Annotated in this window: 19 protein-coding genes and 4 tRNA genes; 8 read left to right on the top strand and 15 right to left on the bottom strand. The window is 59.5% G+C overall.

All coding sequences use genetic code 11. The features are described from left to right. Positions 1-2: 2 nt before the first annotated feature. The 6 genes from ACM6I0_RS20095 to ACM6I0_RS20070 all read right to left on the bottom strand — a co-directional run bounded on the left by ACM6I0_RS20095 (position 3) and on the right by ACM6I0_RS20070 (position 3,508). Positions 3-329, bottom strand: a complete 327-nt coding sequence (locus ACM6I0_RS20095; protein ID WP_414923092.1) for a hypothetical protein — start codon at positions 327-329, stop codon at positions 3-5. Positions 330-813: 484 nt separating this feature from the next. Continuing rightward, positions 814-1,221 (bottom strand): sel1 repeat family protein, encoded by a 408-nt coding sequence (locus ACM6I0_RS20090; protein WP_414923091.1) that lies wholly within the window; start codon positions 1,219-1,221, stop codon positions 814-816. Beyond that, positions 1,222-1,593: a hypothetical protein gene (locus tag ACM6I0_RS20085; RefSeq protein ID WP_003223109.1), complete on the bottom strand. Its 372-nt coding sequence runs from the start codon at positions 1,591-1,593 to the stop codon at positions 1,222-1,224. Then, a complete protein-coding gene (locus ACM6I0_RS20080; protein WP_414923090.1) occupies positions 1,590-1,931 on the bottom strand; it encodes a helix-turn-helix domain-containing protein in 342 nt (113 codons plus the stop codon). The genes ACM6I0_RS20085 and ACM6I0_RS20080 overlap by 4 nt, the downstream gene beginning before the upstream one ends. 114 nt (positions 1,932-2,045) lie before the next feature. Continuing rightward, complete coding sequence (locus tag ACM6I0_RS20075) at positions 2,046-2,501, bottom strand: YkvA family protein (RefSeq protein ID WP_414923089.1); 456 nt, start codon at positions 2,499-2,501, stop codon at positions 2,046-2,048. Between the two features lie 293 nt (positions 2,502-2,794). Next, positions 2,795-3,508, bottom strand: a complete 714-nt coding sequence (locus ACM6I0_RS20070; protein WP_090181737.1) for an FKBP-type peptidyl-prolyl cis-trans isomerase — start codon at positions 3,506-3,508, stop codon at positions 2,795-2,797. Positions 3,509-3,776: 268 nt separating this feature from the next. Between ACM6I0_RS20070 and ACM6I0_RS20065 the strand changes: the two genes are divergently transcribed. Both ACM6I0_RS20065 and ACM6I0_RS20060 read left to right on the top strand, forming a co-directional pair. Then, on the top strand, positions 3,777-5,585 hold the full coding sequence (locus tag ACM6I0_RS20065; protein WP_414923088.1) for a di-heme-cytochrome C peroxidase: 1,809 nt from the start codon (positions 3,777-3,779) through the stop codon (positions 5,583-5,585). Then, positions 5,582-6,715, top strand: a complete 1,134-nt coding sequence (locus ACM6I0_RS20060; RefSeq protein WP_414923087.1) for a catalase family protein — start codon at positions 5,582-5,584, stop codon at positions 6,713-6,715. Before ACM6I0_RS20065 ends, ACM6I0_RS20060 begins: the two co-directional genes overlap by 4 nt. 86 nt (positions 6,716-6,801) lie before the next feature. Here the strand turns inward: ACM6I0_RS20060 and ACM6I0_RS20055 are convergent. The 4 genes from ACM6I0_RS20055 to ACM6I0_RS20040 all read right to left on the bottom strand — a co-directional run bounded on the left by ACM6I0_RS20055 (position 6,802) and on the right by ACM6I0_RS20040 (position 7,334). Continuing rightward, positions 6,802-6,878: transfer RNA gene (locus ACM6I0_RS20055), tRNA-Asp, on the bottom strand. Positions 6,879-6,896: 18 nt separating this feature from the next. After that, positions 6,897-6,972, bottom strand: a tRNA-Val gene (locus tag ACM6I0_RS20050). Between the two features lie 190 nt (positions 6,973-7,162). After that, a tRNA-Asp gene (locus tag ACM6I0_RS20045) sits at positions 7,163-7,239 on the bottom strand. A 19-nt stretch (positions 7,240-7,258) separates the two neighbouring features. Next, positions 7,259-7,334 (bottom strand) — tRNA-Val (locus ACM6I0_RS20040). 161 nt (positions 7,335-7,495) lie between these two features. On the opposite strand from ACM6I0_RS20040, the gene rdgC reads away from it, so the two are divergent. The 3 genes from rdgC to sugE all read left to right on the top strand — a co-directional run bounded on the left by rdgC (position 7,496) and on the right by sugE (position 9,961). Beyond that, complete coding sequence (rdgC, locus tag ACM6I0_RS20035; RefSeq protein WP_045061665.1) at positions 7,496-8,416, top strand: recombination-associated protein RdgC; 921 nt, start codon at positions 7,496-7,498, stop codon at positions 8,414-8,416. Positions 8,417-8,561: 145 nt separating this feature from the next. Further along, positions 8,562-9,527, top strand: a complete 966-nt coding sequence (locus ACM6I0_RS20030) for a bile acid:sodium symporter family protein (protein WP_285435534.1) — start codon at positions 8,562-8,564, stop codon at positions 9,525-9,527. Between the two features lie 119 nt (positions 9,528-9,646). Then, positions 9,647-9,961: a quaternary ammonium compound efflux SMR transporter SugE gene (sugE, locus tag ACM6I0_RS20025; RefSeq protein ID WP_208671936.1), complete on the top strand. Its 315-nt coding sequence runs from the start codon at positions 9,647-9,649 to the stop codon at positions 9,959-9,961. 107 nt (positions 9,962-10,068) lie between these two features. Here sugE and ACM6I0_RS20020 read toward each other — a convergent pair whose 3' ends face one another. The 4 genes from ACM6I0_RS20020 to ACM6I0_RS20005 all read right to left on the bottom strand — a co-directional run bounded on the left by ACM6I0_RS20020 (position 10,069) and on the right by ACM6I0_RS20005 (position 14,544). Beyond that, complete coding sequence (locus ACM6I0_RS20020; protein ID WP_414923086.1) at positions 10,069-11,943, bottom strand: MFS transporter; 1,875 nt, start codon at positions 11,941-11,943, stop codon at positions 10,069-10,071. Positions 11,944-12,041: 98 nt separating this feature from the next. After that, positions 12,042-13,193, bottom strand: coding sequence for a TDT family transporter (locus ACM6I0_RS20015; RefSeq protein WP_414923085.1), 1,152 nt, complete (start codon positions 13,191-13,193; stop codon positions 12,042-12,044). Positions 13,194-13,297: 104 nt separating this feature from the next. After that, complete coding sequence (locus ACM6I0_RS20010; protein ID WP_414923084.1) at positions 13,298-13,609, bottom strand: cupin; 312 nt, start codon at positions 13,607-13,609, stop codon at positions 13,298-13,300. Positions 13,610-13,644: 35 nt separating this feature from the next. Continuing rightward, positions 13,645-14,544 (bottom strand): LysR substrate-binding domain-containing protein, encoded by a 900-nt coding sequence (locus tag ACM6I0_RS20005; protein WP_414923083.1) that lies wholly within the window; start codon positions 14,542-14,544, stop codon positions 13,645-13,647. A gap of 160 nt (positions 14,545-14,704) precedes the next feature. Between ACM6I0_RS20005 and ACM6I0_RS20000 the strand changes: the two genes are divergently transcribed. Then, positions 14,705-15,454: an SDR family NAD(P)-dependent oxidoreductase gene (locus ACM6I0_RS20000; protein ID WP_414923082.1), complete on the top strand. Its 750-nt coding sequence runs from the start codon at positions 14,705-14,707 to the stop codon at positions 15,452-15,454. A gap of 46 nt (positions 15,455-15,500) precedes the next feature. On the opposite strand, the gene ACM6I0_RS19995 is transcribed toward ACM6I0_RS20000, so the two are convergent. Further along, positions 15,501-16,697 (bottom strand): MFS transporter, encoded by a 1,197-nt coding sequence (locus ACM6I0_RS19995; protein ID WP_414923081.1) that lies wholly within the window; start codon positions 16,695-16,697, stop codon positions 15,501-15,503. A 91-nt stretch (positions 16,698-16,788) separates the two neighbouring features. On the opposite strand from ACM6I0_RS19995, the gene ACM6I0_RS19990 reads away from it, so the two are divergent. Together ACM6I0_RS19990 and ACM6I0_RS19985 are read left to right on the top strand one after the other, a co-directional pair. Beyond that, positions 16,789-17,328 (top strand): TetR/AcrR family transcriptional regulator, encoded by a 540-nt coding sequence (locus ACM6I0_RS19990; protein ID WP_285435525.1) that lies wholly within the window; start codon positions 16,789-16,791, stop codon positions 17,326-17,328. A 216-nt stretch (positions 17,329-17,544) separates the two neighbouring features. After that, entirely contained in the window at positions 17,545-21,015 is a 3,471-nt protein-coding gene (locus ACM6I0_RS19985; RefSeq protein ID WP_414923080.1) for a NahK/ErcS family hybrid sensor histidine kinase/response regulator, read from the top strand. The last annotated feature ends 36 nt before the right edge of the window (positions 21,016-21,051 follow it).

The raw sequence follows: 21,051 nt of genomic DNA, 5'->3' as shown, positions 1-21,051 counted from the left end.
ATCTAATCAGCCGACGACTGCGCCCCCAACCGCCGCCCAACCACATCCAGCACATCACACCCATCGCGCAGTGGAATGGCGCAGAGCAGCGCAAAGTCGCTGAGAATCATGGAATCGCACTCAACCGAACCGCGCATGGAAAGGTTCTCCAGCACTTGGGTAACGGCACGGATTCGGTAGCAGGCAGCGTCGGTCAATATATCGAGCGGCGCGTGGGTGTCGACGAACAGGGTGGGCATGTCGCTGCAGTTGCTGGTCAGCGCCATGAAGCGGTTGTCGGGATGGGGAGTTAAAGGGGTATACGGCGGATCTGGCGTAAGCGTTTTCATTGTTTTACTTCCTAACGTATGGATTGGAGCCGCCAGAAATCACTTCCACGCAATAGGTGGCGGCTGAACGCGGGTGTGGAAGACCGAGACGTTAGGCACTCGGCGCACTCGAAAGCGCCCCGCGCACAGCCACCATAAAACACAGACGAAAAAACGCCGAACTGGTGGCGCTTGACGCGACTAACGATAGAAGGGCTTCCACACCCTGTCACTGAATTTGCAGTGACAGCCAGAAGACTATCGATGAGACACATCACGCACCAGTTCATGAAAGCCGCTACAACTCGAAGGAAATCTCCGACGGACTTACACAGCAATAAACGCGCAGGACTTTGCGGGGGATCAATCCGGAAAGAAGTCAGGGAAGGACGATCTTGGCGTAGGGCAATTCTCTAATGCACCGTCTCTAATAATCCAGACGCCAGAAACGCAAACGTGGCGAGAAGTTTCCCTCACGCCACGTCTGTATGTCGGCATCGATGATTTACCGCGTATCACCCCGAGTCGCCAGCTCTTTAAGCTTCATCTCAGCCAACGGATGCCCGGCCTTCGCCGCCATGCCCCAAAATTTCGCCGCTTCAACCGGATCCGGCGCCTTGCTCGGCGTTCCCGCCAAACTGATCACGCCCACTTGATACGCCGCTTTGCCATCCCCCGCCAAAGCCGCCAGGCGCAGCAATCGCACACCTTCCTCACGAGCGCCTAGGCCGACACCGCGAAAGGCCAGGATGTGGCCATAGAAGCTTTGCGCACCGACATCGCCCAGGTTGGCCATGCGCGCGAACTGGCCTTCGAGCCAGCTCCAGCCACGGGGCTGTCGTACGAACCACGACCAGTGAAACAGCCGGCGGGCCAGCCAGTAAGAGGCCCGCGCCTTGAGCTTTAAAAACACTCAGGCCTCCGCTGATTCGGGGTATTCGTATTCGAAGACTCGCACTACTTCCGAAGCGTGCCACGAGGCGGCAGCAACGCCGTCGGACGGCCCGGAAAATCGACCCAGACGTTCGACGCACTCGAAGAAACCGGTCCGTGGCAGACGACTGGCGCCCTGGCTGATCACCAGGGAGCTGCGCAGCGGCTGCTCGGCCTTGGCGTCCAGCGCAGCCAGATGCTCGAGTGCTGCGGTCAGGGTTTGCATGGCCGGCGTGGGCAATTGCAAACGTTCCAGCAAGGCCCGGTAAGTCAAAAGATGTCGCTGACGGCGCGCCTGATCCAGCTCACCCAGCAACCCGTCCCAATGTTGACGACTGATGCGTACGCTCACGATTCCTCCCTCCACCCTGGCACCGTCAACTCCCAGGCCAGGCTGCGGCGAATCGCAGCGTCGGGTTGACGCTCGCCACTTTCGATCAAGGCCAGATAAGACGGGCTGATGCCTACCGTGCGGGCCAGCGCCTCAATGGCGATGCCCTTCCCTTCGCGCAAACTGCGTAGTTGATCCAGACCGGGCAAAATCTGGTCTGGTGATGCGGCCTGACGTCGCGGTGCATCGGGCACCGGCTGCTCATTAATGCCTGCTGCTTTCAGTAGAGCCTGATACTGAGCCCACGGCAAAACCGCATATTCGGGCTCGCCTTCGCGTGTGATTATCTGAATATCCATGACTTCCCCGTAGGACAACGACACTTAGCGAGTCGGCACTTTTCCCTAGAAGTGTAATCCTAACAGCGGCCAAGGTCGCGCGGGGGCATGAAATAGGGGCGATGTCCCATCAAATCATGCTTTTTTCGGTCCCTGAAGCTGAAGTTGTTCGGGGGTGTCAGGAAGGCGTTCGACCACCGCGAGCTTCTCCGGCTGCTGACGATTGCGCCATGCGCGGAAGCCGTTGAGTTCATCGTCGAGGACTTTCATCACCCAGGCCAGCACGGCGATGTCATCGAGCATGCCAAATACCGGAATGAAATCCGGGATCGCATCGACCGGGCTGAGGAAGTACATCAGGCCTGCCACCACCGAAATCATCGCCTTCGGGCTGATGGCGCGGTACTCGCCGCGCCAGTACGCCAGGCAGAGCGCCTGCAACAAGCGCAGATCATCTTTGAGCTTGCCCAGTCGGTTGCCCTGACTCGCACCTTTGCTGGCGACGGCGAACAACAGTGTCGGCAAACGGCCCCGGGCAAGCAGTCGTCCGGCGAGGGGGAGGAAACGCTCGAAATTCCAGGGTGCTTTCATCATTCCTCCGACTGAAATGTTATCCACACAAATTGTGGATAACCTTGTGAACAGAGCTATTTTTCACGGCTGAAAGCCCCGTTTCATAAGGGCTCAACTCAGATCGGGCGTTTTTTACTCACATAAAAAAACCCAAGAATTCATTGACTTGGCGCTCCAGCGCGGATAGCGATGGCGCCTCAATGGCTATGACTGCACTGTGTGGCATCCGTTCGCTTTGTTTACCCTTGCTGAACGCCAGATGCAACAACGCCCCGCATAAAGCGAGGCGTTGTTTTTGGAGCAGACGCGTATTACTTGGCTGCGTCTTCTTTTGCTGGATCTTTGATCCCCAGCAGTTCCAGGTCGAATACCAGCACCGAGTTGGCTGGAATCGCCGGGCTTGGGCTTTGGGCGCCGTAAGCCAGTTCGCTAGGGATGTACAGTTTGTACTTCTCGCCAACGTGCATCAGTTGCAGGCCTTCGACCCAACCCGGGATCACGCCGCTGACCGGCAGATCAATCGGGCTGCCACGCTCGACGGAGCTGTCGAATACGGTGCCGTTGGTCAGCTTGCCGGTGTAGTGAACAGTCACTACGTCAGTCGGCTTAGGCTGTGGGCCATCGGCTTTCTTGACCACTTCGTATTGCAGGCCCGAAGCAGTGGTGGTGACACCGGCTTTCTTGGCGTTGTCTTCGAGGAATTTCTTGCCGGCAGCAGCCGACTCTTCGCTCATTTTGGCCATGCGCTCTTCAGCACGCTTTTGCAGCGCTGCGAAGGCTTCGACCAGTTCGTCATCCTTCAGCTTCTGTTCTTTCTTGCCGACGGCATCTTCGATGCCTTGGGCTACGGCCTTGGAGTCGAGGTCATCCATGCCTTCCTGAGCCAGGCTCTTGCCCATGTTCAGGCCAATCCCGTAGGAAGCTTTTTGCGCCGGGGTTTTCAGCTCTACGCTGGTCTGCGAATCACAACCCGCAAGTACCAGGCTAACCAGGGCCACCGCCGCCGCCAACCGATGCTGTTTCATGCTATTTCCTTGTTCATGCGCCTAAAGGGCAATCGAGTAAAGCCGCGAGCTTATCAGGCGGCCACGACCAATGGCTACCGGCATGAGAGCAGGAAACATCCGATAAGTTCAGGTGTTTTAACGCATTTCCCCCATGCAACGATGAAGCTTCTGTCATCTAACGCCCATCGGATGATGCTGTATCCCCCTACATCTGGCGTAATGGCCACTTGCCGCCACCTTGGGCGCTGAGGCATAAGAGAGCCATAAATCGACAAGGATGTTTATCTTGCGCCTCTTATTGCGTTTACTCGCCCTGCTTGCAGTGCTGCTGGTGCTGGGCCTGGCCGTGGTGCTGTATTTCGTCGCCAATCCGAAATTGCCGACAGAATCACCCGGCCGGCAGGTGCATTACCTGGACCAGTGGAGCGACGCTGACCGCCAGGTTTTCTACTTCACACCTCAGGGCACCGAGGTCAAAGGGTTGCGCTATGACTGGTTCCGAGCCCTTGAACTGCCCTTCTCGACACAACGATTCGCCGCCCCCGAATACCTCGCACGCTTTGGTTTTCTGATTGACCCTGAGCAGAAAGCCACGCCAGATAACCCCGGCAACTTGCCGGTGGGGTTTGCCCGGCATAAAAAACCTGGCAGTCAGGAAGAGTATCTGGACATCACCTGCGCCGCCTGCCACACCGGGGAATTGCGCTTCAACGGCCAGGCCGTGCGCATCGATGGCGGCTCGGCGCAGCATGTCTTGCCTTCCAGCGTTCCGACATTGCGTGGTGGCAGTTTCGGGCAAGCGTTGGTGGCAAGTTTGGCCTCGACGTATTACACCCCCTGGAAATTCGAACGTTTCGCACGCAACGTGCTTGGCGACGACTACGACACCCGACGCCAACAACTGCGCAAGGATTTCAAAGCCTCGCTCGACACCTTCGTGAAGGTGGCCTGGAACGACACCCATCGCGGACTTTATCCAACAGAGGAAGGCCCCGGCCGCACCGACGCCTTCGGTCGTATCGCCAACGCCAGCTTCGGTGACGCGATTTCGCCCCGCAATTACCGTGTGGCCAATGCCCCGGTGGACTACCCGCAACTGTGGGACATGTGGACTTTTGACTGGGTGCAATGGAACGGTTCGGCGCAGCAACCGATGGCCCGCAACATCGGCGAGGCACTGGGGGTCGGCGCCACGCTGAACCTCTTCGACGCCAATGGCCAACCGCTCAAAGGAGACGATCGCTACCCCTCCAGTGTGCGGTTGCACGACTTGCACCTGATCGAACAAACCCTGCAACGGCTCAAGCCTCCGGCCTGGCCGGAAGCGCTGTTGGGAGCAGTCGATAAACCTCTGGCGGCTCAAGGGCGCGAATTATTCAGCGAAAACTGCGCCGGCTGCCACGTACCGCGATCGGTGCAAAGTGACGGACGCTGGGTGCAGCATCTCAAAATGCTGCCGGTGGACTACATCGGCACAGATCCGGGCGCGGCCAACAACATTGCCGACCATCGCTTCGACCTCAGCGCGTTGCAATGGGACCCGGCGGAACTGGCGAAACTGGATGTCCAGTTGCAGCCAACGCCCACCGAACCGTTGGACTTGAGCAAACTCTCGTCAGCCAGAGGATTGGCCTACATCACCGCTTTCGTCAGCAACCGGGCCTACCTCGACGCGAACATTCCCCTCGCCCAGCAACCCGCGATGAATGGCTTCGGCCTGCCCATCGGCGTACGTGAAATGCGCGCCTACAAGGCACGGCCCTTGGCCGGTATCTGGGCAACGGCGCCGTTTCTGCACAACGGTTCGGTGCCAAGCCTTTATCAGCTGCTCTCGCCCCAGGATGAGCGCGCGACAACCTTCTATAAAGGCACGTTCGAGTACGACCCCAGGCACCTGGGGTATCGCACCGAGGCTTTCAGCAATGGTTTCGTGTTCGACACGCGCATCACCGGCAATCACAACAGCGGCCACGAATTCCGTGCCGGCAAGCGTGGCAATGGCGTGATTGGTCGTCTGCTGGACCCGCAGGAGCGCTGGGCGCTGCTGGAATACCTGAAAGTGTTGGGCGGCCCGTTGGAGGCACAATTGCCATGAGCAGACTCTGGATGCGCCTTGGCGTCTTTTTCGGCAAATCCCTGTTGTGCTTGCTAGGCCTTGGATTGCTCGGCTGGGCGCTGGCCACGGCATGGTTCGCCTGGCAGCACAGAGGACCGGTCTCGACTGAAGAATTGATTCCGGACGGCGAAGCGGCGATGACTCAGGACATCATTCAGACCGCCGTGCGCATTGTCGATCAGCACCGTGAAAACACTCGCTACCTGCGCGATGCGCATGCCAAGGCCCATGGCTGCGTGAAGGCCGACGTTCAGGTGCTGCCGGATCTGGCGAGTGAACTGCGTCAGGGTGTGTTCAGCGAACCCGGGAAAACCTGGCAAGCGACGGTGCGGCTGTCCAACGGCAATGCCTACCCGCAATTCGACAGCATCCGCGATGCCCGCGGCATGGCGATCAAGTTGATGGATGTGCCGGGCAAACAATTGCTGGACGATCAGCAAAGTCGGCATGAGCAGGACTTCGTGATGTTCAGCCATCCGAATTTCTTCGTCAGCGATGTCGCCGAATACCGGCAGAATGTGGCCGCCCAGGCAGACGGCAAGACGTTGATGGCGTTCTTCCCTGGCTGGGATCCGCGCACCTGGCAGGTCCGACATTTATTTGTGGCCTTGGCGACACTCTCCCCCGCCCCGCAAAGTCCGACGCAGACCACTTACTTTTCGGTTTCGCCCTACAAGTTCGGTGAAGCCAATGCCAAGTTCCGCGTGGCGCCGGATCCTGACAGCTGCCCGACCTACGCCCTGCCCGCTCAAAACCAGAAGCTGCCGAACTTCCTGCGCGCTGCGCTGAATCAGCAATTGTCGACGGATCGGGTGCCGGCGTGCTTCGTCTTGCAGATCCAGCGACAGGATCCGCGCCAGTACATGCCGATCGAAGACACCAGTATTGAGTGGCAGGAAAACGATGCACCGTTCCAGACCGTGGCGCGGATCAAGCTATCTGCCCAGGACTTCGACACGCCGGCTCTTAACCTGCAATGCGACAACCAGTCGTTCAATCCGTGGTTCGGGCTGGAGGCGCATCGACCGATTGGTGGCATCAACCGCCTGCGCAAAGCGGTGTATGAAGCCGTGAGTGATTACCGCCACAGCCGTAACGCCGAACAATAAAACCCAAATCCCAGACAGCAAAAAGCCCGCATAAAGCGGGCTTTTTCCGTGGTTACCTGGCGTTCAGCGTTCCAGATTACCGAATATGGCGCAGCGGACGGGACTCGAACCCGCGACCCCCGGCGTGACAGGCCGGTATTCTAACCGACTGAACTACCGCTGCGCGTAACATTGAAAGTAGTGGTGGGTGATGACGGGATCGAACCGCCGACCCTCTGCTTGTAAGGCAGATGCTCTCCCAGCTGAGCTAATCACCCTTTACCTTCGTTGCGGGGCGCATTGTGCCACAGATTTTCATAAAGTGTTGATTTAATTAAAAAATTTATTAAAAAAATCTGAAAATCAATGAAACGACGCATCCAGCAGGAACAACAGGCAGAAAAAAGCCCGCGTTTAAGCGGGCTTTTCTGTGGTGACCTGGCGTTCAGCGTTCCAGGTTACCGAATATGGCGCAGCGGACGGGACTCGAACCCGCGACCCCCGGCGTGACAGGCCGGTATTCTAACCGACTGAACTACCGCTGCGCGTAACACTTGAAGCGAATGGTGGGTGATGACGGGATCGAACCGCCGACCCTCTGCTTGTAAGGCAGATGCTCTCCCAGCTGAGCTAATCACCCTTCACTTTCGGTGTGGCGCGCATTCTACGGAGCGACCACATCGCTGGCAAGCACTTTTTTAAATAATTTTCTCAGGCCTTCCAAAGGCTTAGCGAAGGGTTGGCCTATGGCTTCGCTAAGAGAATAATGCCCCCCTTTGTATATAAGGAGAGACTCACCCCATGTGGTTCAAAAACCTGCTTATCTATCGCCTGACCCAAGATCTGCCTTTTGATGCCGAGGCGTTGGAAACTGCACTGGCCACCAAACAGGCGCGTCCATGTGCAAGCCAGGAGTTGACCACCTACGGTTTCGTCGCGCCATTCGGCAAAGGCGAAGATGCTCCGCTGGTGCACGTCAGCGGCGATTTCCTGCTGATCTCCGCTCGCAAGGAAGAGCGCATCTTGCCGGGCAGCGTCGTGCGTGACGCGGTGAAGGAAAAGGTCGAAGAGATCGAGGCCGAGCAAATGCGCAAGGTCTACAAAAAGGAACGCGACCAGATCAAGGATGAAATCATCCAGGCGTTCCTGCCGCGCGCCTTTATCCGTCGCTCGTCGACCTTCGCCGCCATCGCGCCGAAACAGGGCCTGATCCTGGTCAACTCGGCCAGCCCGAAACGTGCCGAAGACCTGCTCTCCACCCTGCGCGAAGTGATCGGCACACTGCCGGTACGTCCGTTGACCGTGAAAATGTCGCCGACCGCCACCATGACGGAATGGGTCACCACCCAGAAAGCCGCGGACGACTTCTTTGTGCTGGACGAGTGCGAGCTGCGTGACACTCACGAAGACGGCGGCATCGTGCGTTGCAAGCGTCAGGACCTGACCAGCGAAGAAATCCAGCTGCACCTGAGCACCGGCAAAGTGGTTACTCAGCTGTCGCTGGCCTGGCAAGACAAGCTGTCTTTCGTCCTCGACGACAAGATGGTGGTCAAGCGCCTGAAGTTCGAAGACTTGCTGCAAGACCAGGCGGAACAGGACGGCGGCGAAGAAGCCCTCGGCCAACTGGACGCCAGCTTCACCCTGATGATGCTGACGTTCGGCGACTTCCTGCCGGCGCTGGTTGAAGCATTGGGCGGTGAAGAGACCCCGCAGGGTATCTAAAAGCTTGTGATCTCAATTGTGGGAGCGAGCTTGCTCGCGATGGCGGAGTTTCAGTCAACATCATTGTTGAATGTCAGTCCCTCATCGCGGGCAAGCTCGCTCCCACAGTTGTTTTGTGGTGCTACTTAATAAAAAGGATCAGACCATGCGCGCACTGGCTGCATTGAGTCGTTTTGTCGGCAACACCTTCGCTTACTGGGTGCTGATTTTCGCGGTCGTGGCCTTTGCACAACCGACGTGGTTCATCGGCCTGAAAGGCGCAATCGTGCCACTGCTGGGCCTGGTGATGTTCGGCATGGGCCTGACCCTCAAACTCGAAGACTTCGCCGAAGTCGCTCGCCACCCGTGGCGCGTGGCCCTGGGCGTGGTTGCGCATTTCGTGATCATGCCCGGTGTGGCGTGGTTGCTCTGCCAGGCATTTCACTTGCCGCCGGAAATTGCGGTCGGCGTGATTCTGGTCGGTTGCTGTCCAAGCGGCACCTCCTCGAACGTCATGACCTGGCTGGCTCGCGGCGACCTGGCGTTGTCGGTGGCCATCGCGGCGGTCACCACCCTCCTCGCGCCACTGCTGACACCGGCGTTGATCTGGTTGCTGGCTTCGGCCTGGTTGCCGGTGTCCTTCATGGAGCTGTTCTGGTCGATCCTGCAAGTGGTGCTGCTGCCAATCGTGCTCGGCGTGGTTGCCCAGCGCTTGCTCGGCAGCCGGGTTCGTCATGCAGTGGAAGTGTTGCCGCTAATTTCGGTGGTGAGCATCGTGATCATCGTCACCGCCGTGGTAGCCGCCAGCCAGGCGAAAATTGCCGAGTCGGGCCTGTTGATCATGGCCGTGGTGATGCTGCACAACAGCTTCGGTTACCTGCTGGGCTACTTCACCGGACGGCTGTTCAAACTGCCGCTGGCGCAGCGCAAATCCCTGGCGCTGGAAGTCGGCATGCAGAACTCCGGTTTGGGCGCTGCGCTGGCCAGTGCGCATTTCTCGCCACTGGCGGCGGTGCCTAGCGCTTTGTTCAGCGTCTGGCACAACATTTCGGGCGCGCTGCTCTCGACGTATTTCCGCCGTATGAGCGAAAAAGAAGACCGTAGAATCGCTGCTGAGCAGGCGGCGGACTGACCCGAAAACTTGATCCCCGGATCAATGATGGGCACTCTATCGCCCAACGCGAGGACGACCTCGCGGCTCGATCGAGTCATTAATCTGGGGACGACCCCGTCAATCGATGGAGGTCTCTCATGTCCTGGATCATTCTGTTTTTCGCCGGCCTGTTCGAAGTAGGCTGGGCCGTCGGCCTGAAATACACCGACGGTTTCAGCCGCCCTCTCCCGACTGCACTCACTGTCGCCGCCATGGCCATCAGCCTCGGCTTGCTGGGCCTTGCCATGAAGGAATTGCCGCTGGGCACGGCCTATGCAATATGGACTGGAGTGGGCGCCGTGGGCACAGTCATCGCCGGGATCATTCTGTTTGGCGAATCCATGGCGCTGTTCAGGCTGGCCAGCGTGGCGTTGATCGTTGCCGGGTTGATTGGCCTGAAGGTCAGCGCGTAGGCAACTACCGCTATCGCGGGCAAGCCCGCTCCCACACCGGATATGTGTTATTCACAAATCCCTGTGGGAGCCGGGCTTGCCCGCGATGAGGCCCTGACAGTCACCGACTATCTAACAGTCCCGCGCAACTCGCCAACCATCGCCTGCAACTTCGCTGGCTCCGCCGCTTCGACCGCCACCGCCGGCCCCGCCACCAACGTCACCCGCGACCACAACCGACGAAACAATCCCTTGCCCGGATCGCGGCTGAAAAAACTCCCCCACAATCCTTGCAACGCCAGTGGAATCACCGGCACCGGTGTCTCTTCGAGTATCCGCGTCAGCCCGCCCTTGAACTCGTCGATCTCGCCGTTGGCGGTCAATTTGCCTTCGGGGAAGATGCACACCAGCTCACCATCCTTCAGGTATTCAGCGATCCGTTTGAAGGCTTTTTCGTAGATTTGAATGTCTTCCTGACGTCCCGCGATAGGAATTGTCCCGGCGGTGCGAAAGATAAAGTTCAGTACCGGCAGGTTGTAGATCTTGTAATACATCACAAAGCGAATCGGCCGACGTACTGCGCCGCCAATCAGCAACGCATCGACAAACGACACATGGTTACAGACCAGCAATGCGGCGCCTTCATCGGGAATCAGTTCCAGGTTGCGATGCTCCACGCGGTACATGGAATGGCTGAGCAGCCAGATCATGAAACGCATGCTGAACTCGGGAACGATGCTGAAGATGTAGGCGTTAACGCCGATGTTCAGCAGCGACACCACCAGAAACAGCTGCGGGATCGACAGCTTGACCACGCTCAGCAGGACAATCGAGACAATCGCCGAGACCACCATGAACAGAGCGTTGAGAATGTTGTTGGCGGCAATCACCCGCGCGCGCTCGTTTTCGGGAGTGCGCGACTGGATCAGCGCGTACAGCGGCACAATGTAGAACCCGCCGAAAATCCCCAGCCCCAGGATGTCGATCAGCACCAGCCAGGCGTGGCCAAAACCGAGGACTTCGATCCAGCCATGGCCATTGACGCTGTCCGGAATACCGCCCGAATGCCACCACAGCAGCAGACCAAACACGGTCAATCCGAACGAACCAAACGGCACCAGACCAATCTCGACTTTGCGCCCCGAAAGCTTCTCGCAGAGCATCGAGCCCAATGCGATGCCGACCGAGAACACCGTCAGAATCAGTGTCACCACGGTCTCGTCACCGTGCATCCACTCCTTGGCATACGCCGGAATCTGCGTCAGATAAATCGCTCCGACAAACCAGAACCACGAGTTGCCGACGATGGACCGCGACACGGCGGGCGTTTGCCCCAAACCCAGTTTCAACGTGGCCCAGGACTGGCTGAAAATGTTCCAGTTCAGGCGCATTTGCGGCGATGAGGCCGCCGCCCGCGGAATGCTGCGACTGGCCAGGTAACCCAGCACCGCGACACCGACAATCGCCGTGGAAACGACAGGCGCGTAATGACTGGACGACATCATGATCCCGGCGCCGATGGTTCCGGCGAGGATCGCCAGGAAGGTGCCCATTTCCACCAGGCCGTTGCCCCCCACCAACTCTTCGTCACGCAGGGCTTGAGGCAGGATCGAATACTTCACCGGCCCGAACAGTGCCGAGTGCGTGCCCATGGCGAACAGCGCCACCAGCATCAGCGACAAGTGATCGAACAGAAAGCCGACGGCGCCGACCGCCATGATGGCGATCTCCCCAAGCTTGATCAGACGAATCAGCGCGTCCTTGGCGAATTTTTCCCCGAACTGGCCGGCCAGCGCCGAGAACAGAAAGAACGGCAAGATGAACAGCAGCGCACACAGGTTGACCCAGATCGAGCGGTCACCCTCGATCGTCAGCTTGTACAGAATGGCGAGGATCAACGACTGCTTGAAGATGTTGTCGTTGAATGCCCCGAGGGACTGTGTCACGAAGAACGGCAGGAAGCGCCGGGTGCGAAGCAAAGTGAACTGTGAGGGGTGGCTCATCTTCCATGTGTCCCTGATGTTAGGTGAAGCGTGGCGTGGAATTTGTTATTGGAATGTCGTACGTCGATCCAGGCCACACATTACCTAATCTTTGCAGGTTATTTGTTTAATCCTGCAATGCACGGCGAGACAAACAGCTCACCGCGCCACGCACCTTGTACGGTCCGTTTCGAGACGATCAGCCACATCACCGCCAGCATCGCCACCAGCACGCAGCCAAAGACACTGAAAAACGTCAGGTTCAAAGTGCTGCCCAGTTTCAATGTCGCCAGAGAATAGACGCCCAGCGGGAAGGTGAAGCCCCACCAGCCGAGGTTGAAAGGAATACCGGCGCGCAAGTAACGCACGGTGATCAGCACCGCCATCAGCATCCACCACAAGCCGAAGCCCCAGAGAGTGATCCCGGCCACCAGCCCCAACCCCGCAGCCATTTCGCCCATGCCCGGCAGGCCGTTGGCCGCAAAGATGGCGGGCGCATCGGCACCCAGCAGCAACATGCCCAATGCCCCGGTGCCAATCGGACCGAGCGCCAGCCAGCTGGAGGCGGCCATGTTTTCGTGAGGCAATTTGTGCAGCGCCATGCGCAGCAACAGGATGGTCAGAATGCTGAACGCCACCGGCAGGGAAAACGCCCAAAGCACATAGCTGGTCACCAGCATCACCAGTTGCGAATGGGCATCGGCCAGGTGCGGTGCCAGCAAACCACCGCTGGCGGCGGCCACCTCTGCTGCGACTACAGGCAACAGCCAGACGGCGGTCATCTGGTCGATGCTGTGTTCCTGGCGGGTGAACATCATGTAGGGAATCAGCACGCCGCAGGCCAACGACAGGGCCACATCAAGCCACCACAGCATTTCAGCGATATGAATCACGCCGTTGCCCCAGCGCGGCAACCCGAACACCAGAAAGCCGTTGATGATCGTCGCCAACCCCATGGGAATGGTGCCGAAAAACATCGATACCGTGGAGTGACCGAAAATCCGCCGGGCCTCATCAAAGAACAGCACCCAGCGTGCTGTATAGGCTGCGGTAAAGAGTGCGAACAGCAGAATGTTAAATAGCCACAACCCCTCGGCTATGGCATGCAGGCCGGGCATGGCAACGGGCAGTTGCGCCAGCGCCAATGCGAGCACGCCCGTGCCCATGGTCGCGGCGAACCAGTTCGGGGTGAATTGGCGGATGGCCTCGAGCGGGTGCTGCAAATGGCTGAGCGGTTTAAAACCGAGGGTGTTGCTATTGGAGCAGGTCATGGCGAATTCCTCTCCTCTTGTGAGGTGGAATTCATGGTAGATCCGAATCGAATATCTATATAACGGGTAATATCTCTAACTGTTATCTGTTTTGCAGATATACGTCACACGCTGCCTTCGGATTCGATCACCAGGATTCTCGCTGCGCCCAGCGGATGAGCGACGTGTTCGGTGTCGACAGACGCATAGAAGATATCGCCAACTTCCAACAGCGCCTGTTTTTCCACGCCCTCCTCGCGATAACGCATCTGCACTTGCCCATCGAGCACCACAAACACTTCCTGACCGTCATTGACGTGCCATTTGTAGGGCTGATCGGTCCAGTGCAACCGCGTGGTGATGCCGTTCATGTTGGCGATATCCAACGCGCCCCAGGCTCGGTCAGCGGTGAAGGATTTGCTGCGAATGATCTTCATGGGACGCTCCGTTGATATGAGTCGCGGCGCCAAGACTAATCCATATCGGCGAACAGCTGAGCCAGCCAGTCGATAAATACCCGCACCCGATTGCTCTGATGCCGATTTGGCGGGTACAGGACATGGAATGGATACCGCGGTGGCCGCCAGTCCTGGAGGATCGGCACCAGTTCGCCACGCTGCAGGTGCGCCTGCACGGTATAGGTAAACGTATGAATGACCCCCAGCCCCGCCACCCCGGCCGCCAAGTGGGCATTGCTCTCGTTGACCGTGAAAATTCCCGGCCCGCGAACCTCCAGTTTTTCCCCGTTACGCTCGAAACGCGCCGGCATCACCCGCCCGGTGCTGGCTGAGTGGTAACTGACGATGTGATGATTTTTCTCGAGGTCTCGCGGATCGCTCGGGAGGCCAAAACGCTGCAGATACTGCGGCGATGCACAGGTGGTCCATGACGACATTCCTAACGGTCGCGCAGCCAGGGACAGCTCGGTCAACGGCCCACCACGAATCACGCAGTCGACGTTTTCGCTGATCAGGTCCACCGGCCTGTCGCTGACGCCCATGTCGATCTGAATATCCGGATAGCGCGCGTAGAAATCCGGCAACGCGGGAATGATCAAAAGGGTCGCCACCGAGCCACCCACGTCGACGCGGATCTTGCCGCGCGGATGACCTTGGGCGCTGGCGAAACTGTTGTCCAGGTCATCCAGTTCCACCATCAGTTGCATGGCGCGTTCGTAATAAGACATCCCGTCCGCCGTCACGGTGAGCCGGCGGGTGGTGCGTTGCAGCAGCCGCGTACCGAGGTGTTCTTCCAGTTCGGCCACCAGTTTGCTGACTGAGGTTTTCGGCAGGTTCAACGAGTCGGCGGCTTTGGTAAACGAGCCGGCTTGCACGACTCGGGCAAAGACACGCATGGCCAATAATTGATTCATCACAAACCCTCAAGGCGACGTGCCCTGAGTATTGTCCACAACCATGTACAAACAAACCCGATTCAGATGATTTTTCGGCCGAATCTTTGGGCATAGAGTTTGTTCAACGGCTCATAACATGGCCGGCAAATTCCTAAACGACTCACCGGAGATTCACACCATGAGCAGTACACTCAAAGGCAAAATTGCACTGATCACAGGCGGCACCACCGGCATCGGCCTGGCGTCGGCTCAAGCCTTCGTCGACCAGGGCGCCACCGTCTTCATCACCGGACGCCGTCAAGCCGAACTGGATGCAGCAGTCGAGAGCATCGGCCACCACATCACCGGGATTCAGGGCGACGTGGCGAACCTTGCCGACCTGGACCGGATTTTCGAAGTGATCAAGGCGAAGGCCGGCCATCTGGACATCGTGTTTGCCAACGCTGGCGGCGGAGATATGCTGCCACTCGGCGCTATCACCGAGGAGCATTTCGACCGGATTTTCGGAGTCAACGTCAAAGGCCTGCTATTCACCGTGCAGAAATCCCTGCCACTGCTCAAGGACGGCGGTTCGGTGATCCTCACCGCATCTACTACCGCCACCAAAGGCACGGAAAATTTCAGCGTTTACAGCGCCAGTAAAGCTGCGGTACGCAACTTCGCCCGCTCATGGTTGCTGGACCTGAAAGCCCGCAGGATTCGCGTGAACGTCATCAGCCCCGGCCCGATTCACACCCCGGGCCTGACTGAACTGGCACCGCCGGATCAGCAGCAGGGCTTGCTGGACTTCCTGGCCAGCCAAGTGCCGATTGGCCGCCTCGGAACGCCATCGGAAGTGGGGAAAGCAGCGGTTTTCCTGGCCTCGGATGACAGCAGCTTTATCAACGGCATCGAGCTGTTTGTCGATGGCGGGTTCGCGCAGATCTGATCGCTGCCAACAAAAAACGCGGCGCCTTGAAAGGCGCCGCGTTTTTTTATGGCTGACCGGTGACGCTGCAGGCCTGGGTGGTGCGCTGTCGCATCAATGCCGACAAGGCGAAGATGGCCAGGACGATCAGCGTGGCGCCGTAGCCATCGGTCGTTGCCACCAGACCAAAGGCCCGCGTCAGATTCCCCGCCAGCAACGATGGCAGGCAGAACGCCAGATAACTGAGCACGTAATACGCCGACATCAAGCCGGCACGCTCGTGAGGCAAGGCCAATGGCACCACGCTGCGCAACGACCCGAGAAAACTGGCGCCGAACCCGCAACCGGCCACCAGCGTGCCGATAAAAAACAGCGGCAGGCTGGCGCTGTGTACCGCCAGTAAAATCAATGCCACGCCCACCGGCAGCGTACTCGTACCGATCCACAAGACCTTGTCGGCGGCACGACTGCGCAACGTGTAGATCATCAACGCGCCAGTGACGGTCAGGACGGCCACTGTCGCACCGCCAATCAGGTTCGAGGTCGATCCGGTGGCCGTGCGAACCAGGGACGGCGCGAGGGAGGCGTAAAAACCACCGAGCGCCCATGTGGCAGTGTTGATTGGCAGCACCCGCCACAGCGCACGCCGTGCCTGGACCGGCACATGCAAGGTCGGACGCAGCGAAGCCAATGCCCCGGATTGCGCACTGACGCTTTCCGGCAGACGCCAGACGTACAACGCCTGTAACCCGAACAACGCGAGCAGCACCCAAAAGGTCAATTGCAACGGCAGTGGCGCAAACTCGGCCAGCAAGCCGCAGCCCATCGCGCCCACCGCCATGCCCAGCAATGGCGCCACGCTGTTGACCAGCGGACCCTGCTGGCGATCAGTGTCCAGCAGCGCCGCGCCTAACGCTGCCGTGGCCATACCGGTCGCGAAGCCCTGAAGCACCCGCGCGCCGATCAACCAGGCGACGCTATCGGCATTGATAAACAGCAACATCGCCAGCATGTTCAGCAAGACGGCGGTGAAAATCACCGGTTTGCGCCCCAGGTAATCCGAAAGTGATCCCACGGTGAGCAATGCCGCCAGCAGGCTGAGGGCATACACGCCGAAAATCAGGGTCAGGGTCGCCGCCGAGAATTGCAGATGGTCCTGATACAAGTGATACAACGGCGTCGGTGCCGTGGAGGCGGCCAGAAAACTGAGTAAAGTGATCGCCAGAAACCACAGGCTGGAACGTTTGGATACTGAACGGGACATGCGCACACTCCGCAAAAGCTAACTTTTTGCTTTTGCGGAGTGTGCTACTGGGCAGCGCTTAAAGCAAATTCTTTGTGTTAAGGTCCGATGCATGGCTATTAAAGAAGGTTTACGCCCTGGCGGCCGTAGCGCCCGGGTGCAAGAGTCGGTTCATTGCGCCGTTCGCCAGCTCCTCGAAGAGCAGGACCGCACCACTGTGACCGTCCCGCAGATCGCTGCGCGCGCGGGCGTTACGCCGTCCACCATTTACCGGCGCTGGGGCGATTTATCGGTATTGCTGGCCGACGTCGCCCTCGCCCGCATGCGCCCCGAAAGCGAACCGGCCAACACCGGCAACCTGCGCAGCGATGTGCGCGCCTGGGCGGAGCAATACCTCGACGAAATGAGTTCCGAGCCCGGCCGGAACATGCTGCGCGATGTGCAATGCAGCACCACGCCGGTCTATTGCACGACGATCATTGGCGGACAGTTGCAGGCGATTCTCGACCGTTACCCGGATGAACCGAAACCGAGTGTCGATCGATTGATCAACCTGTTGGCGGCACCGACAGTGTTTCGCATCCTGTTTTCGGAGGCGGCGCTGGAGGTTGAGGAGTTGCATCGGTTGATCGATATTGCGTTGCAGCCTTGATGCCGCCAATCGCGGGCAAGCCCGCTCCCACATTAGTTGTTCTGTGGGAGCGGGCTTGCCCGCGTAGAGGCCCTATTGAACGCCACAGATCCAACCAGCAAACACCCTGCGACACCCCGCCACGCCACGACCTTGGTCGACACTGACTAACCCCTGCCATCGTGCGAGACTGTCTAACCGGGCTGCAATCCCGGGTGTCTTTTGTCTGGAGTTACCATGTCGCTGTCCAGCGGGCTGATCGCCGCCGTCGCCCTGGCCTATATGGCCATCATGTTTGCCATCGCCTTTTACGGCGACCGTCGCAGCACACCGTTGCCGCCGCGAGTGCGTGCGTGGGTGTACAGCTTGTCGCTGGCGGTCTATTGCACCAGCTGGACGTTCTTTGGCGCCGTGGGCCAGGCCGCCGAACAACTCTGGTCGTTCCTGCCGATCTACCTCGGGCCAATCCTGCTGCTGGTCTGCGCGCCGTGGGTCCTGCAAAAAATGGTGATGATCAGCAAGCAGGAGAACATCACCTCCATCGCCGACTTCATCGCCGCCCGCTACGGTAAATCGCAGTCGTTGGCGGTCGTGGTGGCGCTGATCTGCCTGGTGGGGGTGTTGCCTTACATTGCCTTGCAGCTCAAGGGCATCGTGCTCGGGGTGAACCTGCTGATCGGCGCCGGCGCTGACGCGATGGGCACCCGCGCTCAGGACACGGCCCTGATCGTGTCCCTGGTCCTGGCGCTGTTCACCATCGTCTTCGGGACTCGCAACCTAGATGCCACGGAACACCACCGTGGGATGGTGCTGGCGATTGCCTTCGAGTCGCTGGTCAAGCTGTTCGCGTTCCTCGCCGTCGGCGCGTTCGTGACTTACGGCTTGTACGACGGCTTTGACGACCTGTTCGACCAGGCCATGCTCGCGCCACGCCTTGAGCAATATTGGAAAGAAACCATCAACTGGCCATCGATGGTGGTGCAAACCGGCGTCGCCATGATGGCAATCATCTGCCTGCCCCGGCAGTTCCACGTCACCGTGGTGGAAAACATCGATCCCCAGGATTTGCGCCTGGCCAAATGGGTCTTCCCGGCTTATCTGGCACTGGCGGCGTTGTTTGTCGTCCCGATCGCCCTCGCCGGTCAGATGCTGCTGCCCAGTTCCGTGCTGCCGGACTCGTTCGTCATCAGCCTGCCACTGGCCCAATCCCACCCGGCCTTGGCGATGCTGGCCTTCATCGGCGGCGCCTCGGCGGCGACCGGCATGGTGATCGTGGCCAGCGTTGCGCTGTCGACCATGGTCTCCAACGACATGTTGCTGCCGTGGCTGCTGCGCCGAAACAACGCCGAGCGACCGTTCGAAGTGTTCCGCCAGTGGATGCTCTCGGTGCGCCGCGTCAGCATCGTGGTGATTCTGCTGCTGGCCTACGTCAGCTATCGACTGCTGGGCTCAACCGCCAGCCTGGCGACCATCGGCCAGATCGCGTTCGCCGCCGTGACCCAACTGGCCCCGGCGATGCTCGGCGCGCTGTACTGGAAACAGGCCAACCGCCGGGGCGTATTCGCCGGTCTCGCCACCGGGACGTTCCTGTGGTTCTACACCTTGATCCTGCCCATTGCCGCCAACAGTCTCGGCTGGTCCTTGAGCAGTTTCCCCGGTCTGGCCTGGCTGCACAGTAACCCGTTACATCTGCCAATCACCCCGCTGACCCAAGGCGTGGTGTTGTCACTGGCCGGTAACTTCACATTGTTCGCCTGGGTCTCGGTGCTCTCGCGCACCAGGGTTTCGGAACACTGGCAGGCGGGACGGTTTATCGGCCAGGAAATCAGCGCTCGCCCCAGCGCGCGCTCGATGCTGGCAGTGCAGATCGAGGACTTGCTGCAATTGGCCGCCCGCTTCGTCGGTGAAGAACGCGCCCGGCAGAGCTTCATCCGTTTTGCCTACCGCCAAGGCAAAGGCTTCAACCCGAACCAGAACGCCGACGGCGAATGGATCGCCCACACCGAACGCTTGCTGGCCGGCGTACTCGGCGCTTCGTCGACGCGCGCGGTGGTGAAAGCCGCCATTGAAGGTCGGGAAATGCAGCTGGAGGACGTCGTGCGGATCGCCGACGAAGCCTCGGAAGTGCTGCAATTCAACCGCGCCCTGCTACAAGGCGCGATAGAAAACATCACCCAAGGCATCAGCGTGGTCGACCAATCGCTGAAACTGGTGGCCTGGAACCGGCGTTATCTGGAGCTGTTCAACTATCCCGACGGCTTGATCAGCGTCGGCCGGCCGATTGCCGACATCATTCGCTACAACGCCGAACGTGGCCTGTGCGGTCCCGGCGAAGCCGAAGTGCACGTCGCCCGTCGCCTGCACTGGATGCGTCAGGGCCGCGCCCATACCTCTGAACGATTGTTCCCCAACGGACGGGTGATCGAGCTGATCGGCAACCCGATGCCTGGCGGCGGTTTTGTCATGAGCTTCACTGACATCACCGCGTTCCGTGAAGCCGAGCAAGCGCTGACAGAAGCCAATGAAGGCCTGGAACAGCGGGTCATCGCTCGAACCCAGGAGCTGTCACAACTCAACGTTGCCTTGACTGAAGCCAAGGGCGTCGCGGAATCGGCGAACCAGTCGAAAACCCGTTTTCTGGCAGCGGTCAGTCATGACTTGATGCAGCCCCTGAATGCCGCGCGGCTCTTCTCTGCCGCCCTTTCCCACCAGGACGACGGCCTGTCCAGCGAAGCGCAGAAACTGGTGCATCACCTCGACAGCTCACTGCGCTCGGCAGAGGATTTGATCAGCGACCTACTGGACATTTCGCGCCTGGAAAACGGCAAGATCAACCCCGACCCCAAGCCTTTCGTGCTCAACGAGCTGTTCGATGCCCTCGGTGCCGAGTTCAAGGCGCTGGCGCAGGAACAAGGGCTGAAATTCCGCGTCCGGGGCAGCACTTTGCGGGTCGACAGCGATATCAAACTGCTGCGACGGATCCTGCAGAACTTCCTGACGAATGCTTTTCGCTACGCCAAAGGCCCCGTGCTGCTCGGCGTTCGACGGCGCAAGGGCGAGTTGTGCCTGGAAGTCTGGGACCGTGGACCGGGGATTGCCGAAGACAAACAGCGGGTGATTTTCGAAGAATTCAAACGCCTCGACAGCCACCAGACCCGTGCCGAGAAGGGCCTGGGCCTGGGGTTGGCGATTGCCGATGGCTTGTGTCGCGTGCTGGGTCACAGCTTGCGCGTACGCTCCTGGCCGGGGCGCGGCAGCGTGTTCAGTGTCAGCGTGCCGCTGGCCCGGACGCAAACGGTGGCACCGGCCAAGGTTCACGAGCTCAATGGCCATGCGTTGAACGGTGCGCAGGTGCTGTGCATCGATAACGAAGACAGCATCCTGATCGGCATGAACAGCCTGCTGACACGCTGGGGTTGCCAGGTCTGGACCGCGCGTAACCGTGACGAATGCGCGGCCCTGCTCAACGACGGCATGCGTCCACACCTGGCGCTGGTGGATTACCACCTGGACCATGGCGAGACCGGGACGCAATTGATGGCGTGGCTGCGCACGCAACTGGGAGAACCGGTACCGGGCGTGGTCATCAGCGCCGATGGCCGGCCGGAGATGGTGGCCCAAGTGCATGCGGCGGGTCTGGATTACCTGGCCAAACCGGTTAAACCTGCGGCGTTGCGGGCGTTGTTGAGTCGGCATTTGCCGTTGTGATACGTCAGGCTTCAGCTCTGCGGTGTCTGAAATGAC

The organism is Pseudomonas sp. IT-P294 (assembly GCF_949767865.1).
Taxonomy (GTDB): Bacteria; Pseudomonadota; Gammaproteobacteria; order Pseudomonadales; family Pseudomonadaceae; genus Aquipseudomonas.
Note: the sequence above shows the minus strand (reverse complement) of the source record. Positions and strands in the feature narration are given on the sequence as shown.